Source organism: Ferrovum myxofaciens, from assembly GCF_013181415.1.
Lineage (GTDB): Bacteria > Pseudomonadota > Gammaproteobacteria > Burkholderiales > Ferrovaceae > Ferrovum > Ferrovum myxofaciens.
In genome coordinates, this window is record NZ_CP053676.1 from 540,083 (window position 1) to 554,038 (window position 13,956).

The window sequence follows — 13,956 nt, forward strand, 5'->3', positions numbered from 1 at the left end:
ATGTCAGGTCAGGATTACGCTGGGATTGCCCGACAGTACACACGCGCCGTCCTCGCGGGGCGCATTCCGGCCTGCCGCTGGGTACGGCTCGCCTGTCAGCGCCAGATCGACGATCTCGCCCGCTTCAAGGGAAGGTCGAGCCCCTACCGGTTCAATCCCGTCCTGACGGATGCCAGCGGTTTGCGCTATCGCCCGGCGGACCGGGCCTGCGCTTTTGTGGAGCGACTCTGCCATGTCAAGGGGCCGCTGGCAGGGGATGCGATCAAGCCGGAACCCTGGCAGGTGTTCATCCTCACCACGGTGTTCGGCTGGGTCAAAGTTGATGGAAAACGGCGTTTTCGCCGTTCCTACATCGAGGTGCCGCGCGGCAATGCCAAGTCGACGCTGTCGTCCGCCGTGGCGCTCTACATGCTGGCCGCGGATGGTGAGGGAGGTGCCGAAGTGTATTCACTGGCCACCACCCGCGACCAGGCGCGGATTGTATTTGGCGATGCCCAAACCATGGTTCGGCGTGATCGTGCTTTGCGCGAGGCCTTCGGCACCGAAGTCAATGCCCACAACATCAGCATCGCGCGCACCGGTTCCAAGTTCGAGGCGCTCTCTGCCGAGGGCTCCACCCTGGATGGCCTGAACATCCATTTCGGCTGCGTGGATGAACTGCACGCGCATAAAACCCGAACCGTCTACGACGTGGTGGAAACCGGCACCGGCAAACGGGACAACTCGCTCCTGTGGGTCATCACCACCGCCGGATCGAACCGTGCAGGAATTTGTTATGAGTCGCGCACCTTCGTGACCAAACTGCTTGAGGGATTGTTCGAGGATGACTCCCAGTTCGGGATCATCTACGGACTGGATGAGACCGATGACTGGACCACGGAAGCGGCCCTGATCAAGGCCAATCCCAACTGGGGCATTTCAGTCAGGCCGGAAGTGCTCTTGCCCCTTCAGGCCAAGGCGATGCAGATGCCCAGTGCCATCAACAACTTCAAGACCAAACACCTGAACGAGTGGGTCAACGCCGATACGGCCTGGATGGACATGCGCTCGTGGGAGGCCTGTGCGGATCCCACCCTCAATGAGGATGAGTTTATCGGTGAGGAGTGCTATGTAGCGCTGGATCTGGCGAGCAAAGTGGATATCGCGGCCAAAGCCAAACTGTTTCAACGCGATGGCAAGTTTTACGCGTTTCTCACCTACTACCTGCCGGAATCGGCTGCTGAGGATGGGCGCAACAGCCAGTATTCCGGCTGGGCACGGCAAGGATTATTGACCCTCACCCCGGGCAATGTGACAGATTTTGATCAGATCGAAGCGGAACTGGTGGCAGATGCCAGTCGGTTTCAGATCATCGAGGTACCCTTTGACCCGTTTCAGGCCACCCAACTCTCCAGTCACATGCTGGCTGAGGGTCTGCCGATGGTGGAGATGCGCCCCACCGTGCTCAATTTCTCGGAACCCATGAAACAACTGGAGGCGCTGGTGTTGCAGAAGCGATTTGTACACAACGGCGACCCGATTTTGAGTTGGATGATCTCCAACGTGGTCTGCCACCGCGACCAGAAGGACAACATCTACCCCAGAAAAGAGCGCGAGGAGAACAAGATCGACGGGGTGGTGGCGCTGATCATGGCTCTGGGACGCCAGATGGCTCCGAGTGATGACCAAACGCCCGTTCTGGACTCTGATTATCAGTTGATGGTGGTGTAAATGGGGATTCGCTCCTGGCTCTCGAGTTTCAAGGCCAATTCAGACCGCTCGCCCTGGGGAAGTTTTTGGTTCGAGCCGGTGGGCGTACAGACCATGGCTGGAATGCGGGTCACTGCGGACAATGCCCTGCAGCTCTCGGCTGTATTCGCCTGCGTGCGCATCATTTCCAGCCAGTTTGCGAGTCTCCCCTTTGTGCTCTATCGCACCCGGCGCGATGGTGGCAAGAAACGGGTGACCGATCACCCCTTGTATCCGTTGCTGGCCCGACGCCCGAATCCTTACCAGAATGCCTTCGAGTGGCGCGAGATGCTGGCGGGGCACCTGGTGTTGCGCGGCAACGCCTTCAACCAGATCGTGGCAAACCGCCAGGGAGAGATCACAGCGTTGGTTCCTCTGCATCCGGACCGGGTCACCATCGATCTGTTGCCCAATGGAGATTACCGCTACAAGTACACCACGCTGACCGGGAGCGAACAGATCTTCCCCCGAGGCCAGATCTGGCACCTCAGAGGGCTATCCCTGGATGGCATCATAGGACTCTCTCCCATCGCGCTGGCCCGCAACGCCATCGGTGGAGCCATGGCCGCCCAGAACTATGGCTCCCGGTTCTTTGCCAATGACGCCAAGCCCCTGAGTGGGTATATCGAGTATCCCGGCTCTTTCAAAGACAAGATGGCACGGGAGCAGTTTCGGGAGTCACTGCAGGAATCCCAAACCGGGGCCAACCGGGGCAAGATCGCCGTGTTCGAGTTCGGGATGAAGTATCACCAGTTGGGGCTCACCAACGAGGACGCCCAGTTTCTGGAGACCCGGAAGTTTCAGGTAAACGACATCGCCCGCTGGTTCGGCGTGCCGCCCCACAAGATCGGCGATCTGGAGCGGAGCACCAACAACAACATCGAGCAGCAGGCGCAGGAATTCGTGCAGGAGTGTCTGGGGCCCATGGCCGAGCGCTGGGAAGCCAGCATCGAAGCAGAACTCCTGTTTGACGATGATGGCCTGGAAGCGGAGTTCCTGTTCTCACAACTCCTGCGCGGGGACTCGGCGGCTCGCGCTCAGTATTACAACCTGGGGATCAACGGGGGCTGGCTCACTCGCAATGAAGCGCGCCTGAGCGAAAACCTCAATCCTCTGCCCGGACTCGATCGGCCCCTGAGGCCGCTGAATATGGCCGAGGAACAGAATGATGGGCCGGACTTCCCGCAGCCGCCAACTTCTGACAATTCAGACAAACCTGTTCCACCCCTGAAAAACAAATCCGAGGAAAGTCATGAAACACGCGCTCTTGATGTCTGAATTCCTGTCGACGCCTTGGGCCATGCGGCCTGAATCCTTACGCGTCTTTGCAGGGGTACTGCATCGCTGGCAGAGAGGGATGGCCATGTCTGACACGACCCTGACCACCATTCAGACAGACCAATCGGTGCGGGCCGCACGAGCGCAGGCGACACAAAAGACCAGTGGGGGCGGCATTGCCGTACTGCCCTTGTATGGGGTACTGACTCAGCGCGGAAACATGGTGGATGCCCTGAGTGGTCCGGGGAGCACCTCCACCCAGATGTTCACCGCCGCCTTGCAGGATGCCCTGGCGGATGAGACTGTGGGTCAGATCCTGATCGACATCGACTCTCCCGGTGGAAGTGTGTATGGGGTGGCAGAACTGGCCTCGGAGATTCTGAACGCCCGATCTCAGAAACCAGTCGTGGCCATCGCCAATAGCCTCGCAGCCTCGGCGGCCTACTGGGTTGGTTCGGCGGCCACCGAGTTCTACTGCACTCCGGGTGGCGAGGTGGGAAGCATCGGCGTATGGCAGGCCCACGAAGATATCTCCGGTGCCCTGCTATATGAGGGAATCGATGTCACCTTGATCTCTGCTGGAAAATACAAGGTGGAGGGCAACCCCTATGAACCTCTCACAGAGGAGGCGACAGCCTTTCTGCAATCGCGCGTGGATGAATACTACAGCGTCTTTGTGGAATCGGTCGCGACAGCCCGTGGGGTCACTTCGGATGCGGTCATCCAGGGCATGGGTCAGGGGCGCGTGGTGAGTGCTACCACAGCCGTATCTCTGGGAATGGTGGATGGTGTGATGGCTTTTGATCAGGTGGTCAGCCTGATGCAGTCGCGGGTGAAACCAAAGGCATCTCGCTTGTCTCAGGCCAGGAACTCCTTGGCGCTGATATGATGATGGGATTTTGGTATAGGAAAACTTCCGTGTTTATTATGTCATGCTTGCTCGCAGTCAAAAAAGTGGGGTCTGAAAACGCACAATCTATTCAAAGACGCCCAACTCAAACGAGCACAATAGGAACCGAAATGCCAAGCGTCTTAATTGAGGTACGACGACAATACACGCAAGAACAAGAGGTTGCTCTCATGGAGGCAGTTCACATGGCCTTGCGTGAAGCTTTCAAAATCGTCCCAGGTGACAAAAATATTCGTCTCATCGTGCATGAACCCCACCGCTTTGCATATCCTCCCGCCAGAGAAAAGCCAGATTTTTATACTCACATCAGCATTGACGCATTTGCTGGCCGATCTCTTGATGCAAAGCGCAACCTTTACAAAGCCGTCGTCAATAATCTTGAGCCGCTCGGTATTCCAAAGGACCATGTAAAAATTCTCCTCAGAGAAATTCCAAAGGAAAATTGGGGCATTCGAGGTGGTCAGGCAGGTTGTGATGTTGAACTTGGTTTCAAGGTCGAGGTGTAGTTTGCGCTCTAACAATGAACCATGTTCGTACAAATCGTAAAATTTAAACTCAGGCCAGATACATCCCGTGAGTCATTTCTTGATCTAACGGAACAAATGATTGCTTGGCTCAAAAACAAGAGTGGGTTCATTGCCTACGAATTGTATGAAGGCTCAGAGTTTTGGTCTGACCGAATTGCTTGGGAAAACCAAGAATTCGCTCAAATTGGCTTGAAAGATTTTTTGACCACCGCCATTGCTAAGGAAATGATTCATCTGGTCGAAGATGGCTATAGTAGTTTTTTCGGACAGAAAGTTGCTTCAGATCAGTCTGAGAAAAGTGCCCCTTATGATCACCCTCGCATTTGAATTTCGATGCAAAAGCCCTTAAAGGAGAATTAACTTGAAGATATCCGAGATTCAATGTCACTGTGGAGCCATTAAGATCAGGCTCAGCGGAGGGCCCATCGCTCAGTTCTACTGTCATTGTGACGATTGTCAAGCCGTCCATGCAGCGGCTTATGTCCCAGTAGCCCTTTATCCCGCGCAAGCAATCGAAGTCATTAAAGGGGTTCCAACTGAAACCGTATTACGAACAACACCACGAATGCGCTGCCCAACTTGCGGTACATTCCTGTTTTCCGAACTAACGAACTTTGGCCTCCGAAGCCTCAGCGCATCCCTCCTGCCTCGGGAGGAGTTTAAGCCGCAGTTTCATGTTCAATGCCAGTACGCAGTCCTTCCAGTCAAAGACAAATTGCCTAATTTCAAAGCGTTTCCAGCCAAGTTCGGCGGTTCCGATGAGATGGTCGATTGGTAGTTGTGCATCTCGGCGAGGTCAAAATCATGAGCATCGTCCACGGACGCCCAACATTGCATTCGAGAGGGATGTGCCAAAAGCGGCGCGCTCATCATTTGAACATTAGCCCTTCCACTCGCAGCGCTATGCCATGACCGAAGTTATTGGAATCGATCATATCTATATCGCAGTTTCCGATCTTGAACGCTCGGAGGTTTTCTACGACCGGGTCTTGTTGGGGACTCTGGGCTTTCGCAAGAATAAGTTCACACTGGGCGGCGATCCTCACATTCAATACTTCAACCGCCACTTTGGTTATGTCCTTCGCCCTTCACGTACCCAAGCCGCACACGACTCCTACGCGCCTGGGTTACACCACTTCTGCCTCCGCGTTGATTCGGCGGTCGAAGTCGCAGCCGTAGCCACTCAACTTCGTGGCGCTGGCATTGAGGCTTCTGAGGCAAAGCTCTATCCTGAGTACGCTTCTGACTATTGGGCAACGTTCTTCATTGACCCCGATGGCATCCGCCTTGAGGTCACAAACTACAGGCTGGAGCGCCGAGAGCGCCATGACCATTGGTAAAAGCAGGGCTAACGAATCATTTCACCGGACGCTGCATAATAAAGCCGCGCAGCGCCGGTCACTTCCAAATTGGGCATCAAGGAGTGAGTGTGACGAATATTGAGATAATCCAAGAACTCTATAGATGTTTTCGCGAGAAAGATGATGATGGTTTTCGTGCTATTTGCAGCGATGATCTCGAATGGATTCAAAACCTAGGTTTCCCATATGGCAGGTGTCGAAAAGGTGCCGAAGCTGTGATAGAAACCGTGTTCAAGGGCAATATGAGAGAATGGGAAGATTTCTCTTACGACATCTCGCAGTTTCTCGACGCAGGATCAACAATTGTTGTCATCGGCAGTTATGCCGGGATTCACCATTCGACAAAGAAGCAAATGCAAGCGGCGGCGGCTCATGTATACGACCTTCGTGGTGGAAAAGTCTGCAGGTTCCGCATGTTCGCCGACACAAAATCCATGTGGGATGCAATGTCGTGAAAGAGACCACCCCATCATTCCATGTTAGGCCATCAACCATACCAAAGGGAAATTGATGTTTCGATATTTGGTTACAACATTTCGCACACCGCAATTTCAAATGTCCATCATTGACGAGCACTATGCTTTTCTAGATCGGTTGAGACAGCAGGGGAAGATTGAACTGGCTGGCCCGTTTACGGATAAGTCTGGTGGTGCTTACCTAACTAAGGCTGCTGATATGGAAGAGGCCAGAGCATTGGCCTTTAGTGATCCGGTGCATACATCCCAATCCTCAATAGTCACAGTTTACGAATGGAATGCAAAATGATAGACCTGCCAATCCAACGCTCAGGTGAGACTGCGCAAAAGCGCGCAGCCCCTTACTTTCCTGTCAGGTAGGTTACACTGTAACTTTATGACTACTGAAATGTTTATTGCCGAATCTGACCGGGAAATACAAGAGTGTTTTCCCGTTTTTAAAGTGCTTCGACCTCACTTGAGTGAAGAAACATTCCTTCCTCAAGTTCGGCGGCAGCAAGCACAGGGTTTCCAAGTCCTTGCACTCAAATGCGATGGTGTTGTTAAAAGTGCGGCAGGTTTCCGCTTCACTGAGTTTCTTGCATGGGGAAAGGTGCTTTATATTGACGACCTCGTTACCTTGCCGGAGGAGAAAAAACGTGGTTATGCTGGGCAATTACTTGATTGGCTTATCACACATGCACAAAGCCAAAAATGTGACGGGTTACATCTTGATACTGGCTATGCTCGCCATGATGCTCATCGGTTATATTTGCGTAAAGGTCTACAATTTAACTGTCATCATTTGGCATTGCAGTTCGGCCAAGTTACCTGACATTGAGAGAGACGCGCCAAAAGCGGCGCGCCCTTCAATTTGAACATTAGACCTTTGTGCAACTGAGTCTCGTCGCAAACTGATACGACTCATCAGCACCAAGTCCACCACCGCCTCCGGGCGGTTTTTTTGTGCCCATCAATCCCGCCCTGAGCGGGGTTTTGTTTTTGGAGAACCCAAATGAGCAAGAAGTTGCGAGAAATGCAGGTCAAGAAGACCGAACTGGTCAAATCCGCCCGAGCCCTGACCGATGGCGCCGCCACCGAAGGGCGTGATCTGAGCAATGAGGAGATCACGGCTTTTGATAGCCTGAAGGGACGCATCGATGCGCTCAACGCTGCCATCGAACGCGAACAGACCTTGATCGCGGAGGAATCGCAACTGGGAATCGAATCGGCACTCCCTTCCATGACCGTCACGGAGAATATGACGGCGGATCCCAAGTGGGGCTTCAAGAACTTCGGGGAATATGCCTATGCGGTACACCAGGCAGGCTTGCCCGGTAATCCCGTGGATAACCGTCTGTCCATGCTGCGCAATGCGGCAGTACCTGGGGTGTATGGGAACGAGAGTGCCGGTGCCGATGGGGGATTTCTGATCCCCCCGCAGTTTGCCAAGGACATCTTCATGCTCTCCCTCGATGACGAGGCGTTCCTGCCCTTGACCGACAATATCGAGATCTCGGGTAATTCCCTGGTCCTGCCAAAGGATGAAACCACCCCTTGGGGGACAGATGGCATCACCGTGGCCTGGCAGGGGGAAGGCACGCCCGCCAACGCGTCCAAGCCCAAGTTCGGCACCGCCTCGCTACGCCTCAAGAAACTCATGGCGCTGGTGCCCATCACCGATGAACTACTCTCCGACACCGATGCCCTGACCTCCTACACGCCCAAGAAGGTGGCGAGCCGCATGCAGTGGAAGATCAACGAGAGCATTCTTTTTGGCAACGGCTCAGGGATCCCTCAAGGGGCCTTGAGCGGAAAGGCGCTCGTCACCATTGCCAAGGACTCGGGGCAGGCCACCAATACACTCACCCCCACCAATCTTGCCAACATGATCGCGGCCTTGCCGCCGGGGAGTTTCAAGAAGGCAGTGTGGATCGTGAACAACAGCGTGCTGCCATCGCTCTTCACCCTCACTCTGGGCAATTACCCAATCTACCTGCCCCTGGGCGGGGGCGTGGCCGCTTTCAAGGGCTCGCCCTACGGAACCTTGTTGGGCCGTCCGGTCTATGTGTCTCAACACGCCAGTGCCTTCTCCTCCCAGGGGGATGTGCTGCTGGTGGATTTGACCTACTACCAGACCATCACCAAGGTGGGGGGGATGGAGACCGCCACCTCCATGCATCTGTACTTCGATGCCGATGCCACGGCGTTTCGCACCATCTTCCGCATGGATGGCCAACCGAAGATTGCAGCCCCTATCTTGCCGGCCAAGGGCAGCGCCGCACTCTCGCCCTTCGTGCAACTGGGCGCCCGCTAATCCCCCTCTCTCAAGGAACATAAATCATGGACATGAATACCAAAGCCTCCGAGTTTCTGGCCCTCCTGGGCTCCATCAACCCTTCTGCCCAGGCAGTGGGAACCTTGACCACCGGCTGGATCTCCCTGGCCAATGTGCGCACGATCCTGGCGCTAATCTCCACTGGCACCCTGGGAGCCCTGGCCACGGTGGATGCCAATCTGCAGCAAGCACTGGATGCTCTCGGCACCGGGGCCAAAGCCATCGCCGGCAAGGCCATTGCCACGATAGTAGCCGCCACGGGCAACAACACTCAGGCGCTGATCAACCTGCAGGACCATGAACTGGATGTCAACAATGGGTATCAGTTTGTGGAGTTGTCTCTCACCGTGGGAATAGCCGCCTCTGAGACTGCCGGGTTTCTTCTCGGGGCCTCCGCCCGTTATGAACCGGCCTCTGCCTTCAATCAGGCGGGCGTGACCCAGATCGTCGGCTGATTCTTCATGCCCCTGCAACTGATCAGCGGCCCCGTGGTGGAGCCGGTCTCGCTGCTCGAGGCCAAGGCCCACCTGCGGGTGGACATCTCGGATGATGATGCACTGATCTCTGCGCTGATCGTTGCCGCCCGAATGCATGCAGAAACCGTGACCCGGCGGGCGCTGATCGCCCAGTCGTGGAAACTGGTGCTGGATTCTTTTCCGGGCCCCACCCTGATCGGCATTCCCTGGGGCAAGCCGTTTACCTTGCCGGGTCACGCCATCATCCTGGAGAAATCTCAAGTCCGGGTGGTCACCGCGATCCAGTATCTGGACATGAGTGGGGTGATTCAGGTGATGCCTGCGGCCAATTACACCGTGGATTTAACCTCGGAGCCCTGCCGCATCACGCCAGTGTTCGGGCAGATCTGGCCGATTCCGATGCCTCAGATCGGGGCAGTGGAAGTGGATTTCTCGGCAGGATATGCCGAGCCATTTGTGGCTGACGCGGCCAATGGCACCCTCTCGATTCAGGGTCCGTGGTTTCCAACACAACCCTTTGTGCTCTCCAATTCAGGGGGTGCCCTCCCCTCACCTTTGCAACCGGCCACCAACTACTGGATTGTGTCGATGCCGGTGCCGGACTGGTTCGGTTTATCGGCCACTCCGGGCGGACCAGCCATCACGCTGACTGATACGGGGTCAGGCACGAATCTGGTGGGGACGGTACCAGAGGGAATTCGCGCCTGGATCAAGATTCGGGTGGGCTCCTTGTACCAGCACCGGGAGGAGATGGCCGCTTTTGACAAAACAGGCAAGGTGATGCCCTTGCCCTTCATGGACCGACTGCTCGATCCCTATATGGTGGTGTTCTGATGAGTCTCGTCGCGGCAGGGTTTCTCGACCAGCGCATCACGATTCAGACATTGACGGTGGTGCGTGGCGCTTTGGGAGGACACGACGAGACCTGGTCCCCCTTGGCCACCGTCTGGGCGCAGATGATGGACATGACCGGGCGCGAGATTTTCCAGGCAAAGGCCATGGGCAGTGCGGCCACGGTGCTGATCACCATCCGGTTTCGCACTGATGTTCGTGCCAGCCAGCGCATTCTCTTCTCCGATGGCTCACTCGCCCGAATCGAGTGGATCCGGCATGTCACGCGCAAAGAACGACTGGAACTTTACTGCTTGAGGCTCGATGACTGATATAGAGGTGAAGGGGCTCTCAGAATTGCAGAAGCTGCTGGATGAACTTCCTGCACGGATCGAGGCCAATGTGGTGCGTGGAGGATTGCGGGCAGCCGCCAAGGTGATCCGCGATGAGGCCCGGCGTCTGTGCCCGGTGGGCGAGAACCTGCCCAGGGGACATAAATCCGGAGCACTGCGCGACTCCATCCGGGTCTCGATGTCCTCGAAACACGGCACCATCACAGCCAGCATCAAGGCTGGAGGCAAGAACAATGTCTACTACGCCCATATGGTGGAGTACGGCACGGCGCACCACCTGATCAAACCCAGGAATCGCAAGAGCCTGTTTATTGCCGGGCTGTTCAAGGAAGTCATCGATCACCCCGGAGCCCAGAAGAAACCCTTCATGCGCCCGGCGCTGGATTCCAAGGTGGATGAGGCCATCAGCACCTTTGCCGAATATGTCAGAAACCGTCTGGACACCGAGGTCACCAAATGAAAGCCGAGATGGCCTTGTATGCCCTGCTCAACGCCTCGCCCGCCTTGGCGATGCTGGTGGGGTCGCGGATCTATCTCGACACCCGACCCGAGGCAGATCCCTTGCCTGCCGTGGTGTACGAACTGGTGAGCGACAAACAGGACAACACCCGGGTGGGAGAGTTTGAAACGGCCAAGGCACGACTCCAGGTCAACTGTCTGGGACAGATGGCCGAGGATGCGGCGACTGTGCGCGAAGCCGTCAAGATCGCCTGCCACAACCAGTCGGGCACCTTTGCTGGCGTGACGGTGCTGGCTTGTATTCAGTCCGGCGCTGGCACCGATTCCTACGATGAACTCGTCAATATTTATGTGAAGCCCATGGATTTCATGGTGCATTACCTGCGCTGACAGGTGTGCTCAGCCTGCCAGTTTGGCGCTTGCCAACCGGTTCAGACTAATGCCTTGCTCGGCGGCCTGCAGTGCCAGGGAGCGATGCACTTCGGGCGGAATGCGCACACGAAATTCGCCGCTGTAGTGCTTTTCGGCAAGGGGCATCGGAACCTCCTCACCGTTGGATTGCATATCCACAACGGTATCCGCCACAAGTTGACGGATGCCCTTGAGGGCGGCTTCAGGAGTCCGGGAAAGCCAGGATAAAGATGGAAATTCGGCGCACAGTCCAACCGACTCCTGATCTTCGGGAGACCAGGTGACGCGGTATGTGTAGTGATCAACTCTCATGGCGTAAATCCTCCAGTTTCTCGATTGCAAGCAACACCTGGCGTACCTGGTATGCCTTGGCTTTGCCTTTGTCATCCTGGATATTGATCCGCGGATCTCCGACCCAGGGCGTTTTGAAGATCACGTGGCTGGTACCTGATTGGCGTGGCTTGCCGAAATATTCCTCGCAGACTTTCTTGAGATCGCCAAACCGGACACTGGCAGGCTCACGCCGCATTTGCTCGAGAATTTTTCGGGAAACCATCATGAGCAAATGGTATCAATATTGGCACCGTATTTCAAGTCAATCCACTAACTCAGTCAACACGGAACCACCCCCTTGGTGACCGCTCAAGCGGCCTTTTTTATGGAGAACCCCACATGATTAACTTTGGCTCCGGATACCTCTACGGCATCAGCTCAGCCACAAACTCGACGCCGCGCAAATTCGGCACCCTGCAGGATGTCACCTTTGATTTCACCTTCACCACCAAGGAACTCTACGGCCAGCAGAGTTTTGCAGTGGATGTGCGTCGGGGAGAAGGCAAGTTCACCGGCAAAGCCAAGTTCGCCAACATCAGCGGCGGACTGGTAAACGACATCTTCTTCGGCCAGAATGCCACTCCCGGTTTGATTCTCTCTGTCATCGGAGAGTTGGGCAACATTCCGGCGGCAACCCCTTATACGGTGACGGTGGTCAACGCCGCCACCTTCGACACCGACCTGGGGGTGGTCTACGCCGCCACTGGGCTGCCCTTCACCAAGGTGATTTCCTTGCCTATCCGGTTGTTTCCCACGCTGGATGATGCTATGATTTTTACCCATGACAATGGACATCCATCAACGTGACGATCTGCCGTTCCCGCACTCGCTGCCGGAATTCCAGCGGCTTTTTCCAGATGTTGGGGCGTGTGCTGCTTACCTGGAGAAGTTGCGTTGGCCGGACGGTTTTGTTTGCCCGCATTGCGAGGCAGGCGGTGAGCCACTTCGGTTTGCGAACCGTCCAAACGTGTTTCGGTGCCGCGAGTGTCGCAGGGATACCAGCTTGAAAGCCGGAACCGTGATGGAGGGGTCGCATACGCCGCTTAACATCTGGTTCTGGGCTGCCTATCTGGTTACCAGCCAGACGCCCGGCATGTCTGCCGTGCAGTTCCAGCGGCAACTTGGACTGCCCAGGTATGAGACGGCATTCCAGATTCTCCACAAGCTCCGGGCAGGCATGGTGCGCCCCGACCAGGACAGGATCGGCGGCAAGGCCCATGAACACGTAGAGGTCGACGAGACCTATGTTGGCGGCAGGACGCGCGGCAAAGGCAGTGGCGTCCACGACATGAGCCTTGTCGCTTGTGCTGTTGAGGTGCATCAGCGCAAACCGGGCGGCAAACTCGACAAGCGGAAGAACGGCAGGTACGCGGGGCGAATACGGCTCGCTGTCGTGCCGGACCGCACCACCAAGTCGCTTTGCGGCTTCGTCGAAAGGTCGGTTATGCCGGGCACGCTTATTGTTACCGATGACTGGAAAAGCTATTACGATCTCCCCAACAGAGGGTACAAGCACATGCACGTCGCCGAGCGCGGCGACCCGCAGGTTGCCGATGAGTTCCTTCCGATGATCCACACCGCCTTCGCTAACTTGAAGTCCTGGATTAACGGCATTCACCACGGGGTAAGTGATCAGCATTTACAAGCGTACCTCAATGAATTCACGTTTCGGTTCAACCGGCGCTTCTACCCGTTCAACGCTTTCCGCTCCCTGATGGGCATCGCCAGAGAGGTTGCTGCTCCTACATACGCCGAACTTTATTCCGGTGTTTGGACTCATCCTGGTGCTAATGAACGTGGCGGGGAAACAACCGGATAGGCAAGGTGATTTCCAATCCGGCCACCGGCCAGTACACCGAGGCCAGTGGGGTCTATACCTTCTCTGCCGGAGATGCGGGAATTCCGGTGCTGATCGATTATCTCTACGCCACGGCCACCGGGGGTACCCGCATTGCCCTCACCAACCAGATCATGGGCACCACCCCCACCTTCATGGCTATCTTCACCGCTCATGTGGGACCCAAGGTGGCAACCCTGAAACTCAACCAGTGCACCTCCACCAAGCTCTCCTTTGCCACCAAACTCGAGGACTACGCGATCCCCGAAATGGACTTCAGCATCATGGTGGATTCTTCCAATACTCTGGGTTGGATCTCTTTTGCAGACTGAGGTAAATCATGATTGATGGGACAGAAATCAAACTGGGCGATGCCTCCTTCCTCTGCCCGCCTGCGCCCTTTGCCTGCGTGCGCAAGTATGAAGACATTTTTACCGGGAAATCAGATGCGAGCCTGAACCAGATGGCCGACATCCTGTTCACCAGCCACAGGCGTAATTATCCGGAATTGAAACAGGAGGAGTTCGAGTTCCAGAACCTGGACATCGCCAACTTCCGTGAAGCGTTTCGGGTGTGTCTTTCGGTCAATCAGCCCCAGGACACTGAGCCGGGGGAAGCAGCGGCGGGGAAGTCATAGAGTGGGGTGAGATTTACTGCCA

At 55.9% G+C, this 13,956-nt stretch carries 22 protein-coding genes; 20 read left to right on the top strand and 2 right to left on the bottom strand.

Annotated elements, in window-relative coordinates; genetic code table 11:
* From HO274_RS02625 to gp17, 16 genes are all read left to right on the top strand, one after another.
* Entirely contained in the window at positions 1-1,710 is a 1,710-nt protein-coding gene (locus tag HO274_RS02625) for a terminase large subunit (protein ID WP_273121225.1), read from the top strand.
* Positions 1,711-3,006, top strand: coding sequence for a phage portal protein (locus HO274_RS02630; protein ID WP_273121227.1), 1,296 nt, complete (start codon positions 1,711-1,713; stop codon positions 3,004-3,006). It begins immediately after the preceding gene.
* Positions 2,981-3,895 (top strand): S49 family peptidase, encoded by a 915-nt coding sequence (locus tag HO274_RS02635; protein ID WP_273121229.1) that lies wholly within the window; start codon positions 2,981-2,983, stop codon positions 3,893-3,895. Before HO274_RS02630 ends, HO274_RS02635 begins: the two co-directional genes overlap by 26 nt.
* Positions 3,896-4,026: 131 nt before the next feature.
* Complete coding sequence (locus HO274_RS02640) at positions 4,027-4,422, top strand: tautomerase family protein (protein WP_062188373.1); 396 nt, start codon at positions 4,027-4,029, stop codon at positions 4,420-4,422.
* 21 nt (positions 4,423-4,443) lie between these two features.
* Positions 4,444-4,770, top strand: a complete 327-nt coding sequence (locus HO274_RS02645; protein ID WP_273121232.1) for an antibiotic biosynthesis monooxygenase family protein — start codon at positions 4,444-4,446, stop codon at positions 4,768-4,770.
* A gap of 34 nt (positions 4,771-4,804) precedes the next feature.
* Positions 4,805-5,221 carry a GFA family protein gene (locus tag HO274_RS13490; protein ID WP_420537373.1) on the top strand — a complete coding sequence of 139 codons (417 nt, stop codon included), beginning with the start codon at positions 4,805-4,807 and terminating at the stop codon, positions 5,219-5,221.
* Between the two features lie 130 nt (positions 5,222-5,351).
* Positions 5,352-5,783, top strand: a complete 432-nt coding sequence (locus HO274_RS02650) for a VOC family protein (RefSeq protein ID WP_273121234.1) — start codon at positions 5,352-5,354, stop codon at positions 5,781-5,783.
* Positions 5,784-5,872: 89 nt separating this feature from the next.
* Positions 5,873-6,259 (top strand): nuclear transport factor 2 family protein, encoded by a 387-nt coding sequence (locus tag HO274_RS02655; protein WP_062188377.1) that lies wholly within the window; start codon positions 5,873-5,875, stop codon positions 6,257-6,259.
* 100 nt (positions 6,260-6,359) lie between these two features.
* Positions 6,360-6,569 carry a YciI family protein gene (locus HO274_RS02660; protein ID WP_273121237.1) on the top strand — a complete coding sequence of 70 codons (210 nt, stop codon included), beginning with the start codon at positions 6,360-6,362 and terminating at the stop codon, positions 6,567-6,569.
* A gap of 99 nt (positions 6,570-6,668) precedes the next feature.
* Positions 6,669-7,094: a GNAT family N-acetyltransferase gene (locus HO274_RS02665; RefSeq protein WP_273121240.1), complete on the top strand. Its 426-nt coding sequence runs from the start codon at positions 6,669-6,671 to the stop codon at positions 7,092-7,094.
* A gap of 180 nt (positions 7,095-7,274) precedes the next feature.
* On the top strand, positions 7,275-8,576 hold the full coding sequence (locus HO274_RS02670; protein ID WP_273121243.1) for a phage major capsid protein: 1,302 nt from the start codon (positions 7,275-7,277) through the stop codon (positions 8,574-8,576).
* Between the two features lie 26 nt (positions 8,577-8,602).
* Positions 8,603-9,052, top strand: coding sequence for a hypothetical protein (locus HO274_RS02675; RefSeq protein ID WP_273121246.1), 450 nt, complete (start codon positions 8,603-8,605; stop codon positions 9,050-9,052).
* A gap of 6 nt (positions 9,053-9,058) precedes the next feature.
* Positions 9,059-9,907, top strand: a complete 849-nt coding sequence (locus HO274_RS02680; protein ID WP_273121247.1) for a head-tail connector protein — start codon at positions 9,059-9,061, stop codon at positions 9,905-9,907.
* Positions 9,907-10,236, top strand: a complete 330-nt coding sequence (locus tag HO274_RS02685) for a phage head closure protein (RefSeq protein WP_273121250.1) — start codon at positions 9,907-9,909, stop codon at positions 10,234-10,236. The genes HO274_RS02680 and HO274_RS02685 overlap by 1 nt, the downstream gene beginning before the upstream one ends.
* Positions 10,229-10,717, top strand: a complete 489-nt coding sequence (locus tag HO274_RS02690) for an HK97-gp10 family putative phage morphogenesis protein (protein ID WP_273121253.1) — start codon at positions 10,229-10,231, stop codon at positions 10,715-10,717. The genes HO274_RS02685 and HO274_RS02690 overlap by 8 nt, the downstream gene beginning before the upstream one ends.
* Positions 10,714-11,106 (top strand): tail completion protein gp17, encoded by a 393-nt coding sequence (gene gp17, locus HO274_RS02695; RefSeq protein ID WP_273121256.1) that lies wholly within the window; start codon positions 10,714-10,716, stop codon positions 11,104-11,106. The genes HO274_RS02690 and gp17 overlap by 4 nt, the downstream gene beginning before the upstream one ends.
* A gap of 9 nt (positions 11,107-11,115) precedes the next feature.
* Here gp17 and HO274_RS02700 read toward each other — a convergent pair whose 3' ends face one another.
* Together HO274_RS02700 and HO274_RS02705 are read right to left on the bottom strand one after the other, a co-directional pair.
* Positions 11,116-11,439 carry a type II toxin-antitoxin system HicB family antitoxin gene (locus HO274_RS02700; RefSeq protein WP_273121259.1) on the bottom strand — a complete coding sequence of 108 codons (324 nt, stop codon included), beginning with the start codon at positions 11,437-11,439 and terminating at the stop codon, positions 11,116-11,118.
* The gene (locus HO274_RS02705; RefSeq protein WP_273121262.1) at positions 11,429-11,686 is read right to left on the bottom strand and encodes a hypothetical protein; all 258 of its coding nucleotides are present in this window, start codon (positions 11,684-11,686) and stop codon (positions 11,429-11,431) included. The genes HO274_RS02700 and HO274_RS02705 overlap by 11 nt, the downstream gene beginning before the upstream one ends.
* Positions 11,687-11,799: 113 nt before the next feature.
* Here HO274_RS02705 and HO274_RS02710 point away from each other — a divergent pair, with 113 nt between their 5' ends.
* From HO274_RS02710 to HO274_RS02725, 4 genes are read left to right on the top strand one after another with little or no spacing between them, the layout of a single operon-like run.
* Entirely contained in the window at positions 11,800-12,267 is a 468-nt protein-coding gene (locus HO274_RS02710) for a hypothetical protein (RefSeq protein WP_273121265.1), read from the top strand.
* Positions 12,242-13,279 (top strand): IS1595 family transposase, encoded by a 1,038-nt coding sequence (locus HO274_RS02715; protein ID WP_273119521.1) that lies wholly within the window; start codon positions 12,242-12,244, stop codon positions 13,277-13,279. Before HO274_RS02710 ends, HO274_RS02715 begins: the two co-directional genes overlap by 26 nt.
* A gap of 5 nt (positions 13,280-13,284) precedes the next feature.
* Positions 13,285-13,629, top strand: a complete 345-nt coding sequence (locus HO274_RS02720; RefSeq protein ID WP_273121268.1) for a hypothetical protein — start codon at positions 13,285-13,287, stop codon at positions 13,627-13,629.
* 8 nt (positions 13,630-13,637) lie between these two features.
* Positions 13,638-13,934 carry a hypothetical protein gene (locus tag HO274_RS02725; protein WP_273121271.1) on the top strand — a complete coding sequence of 99 codons (297 nt, stop codon included), beginning with the start codon at positions 13,638-13,640 and terminating at the stop codon, positions 13,932-13,934.
* Positions 13,935-13,956: the final 22 nt, after the last annotated feature.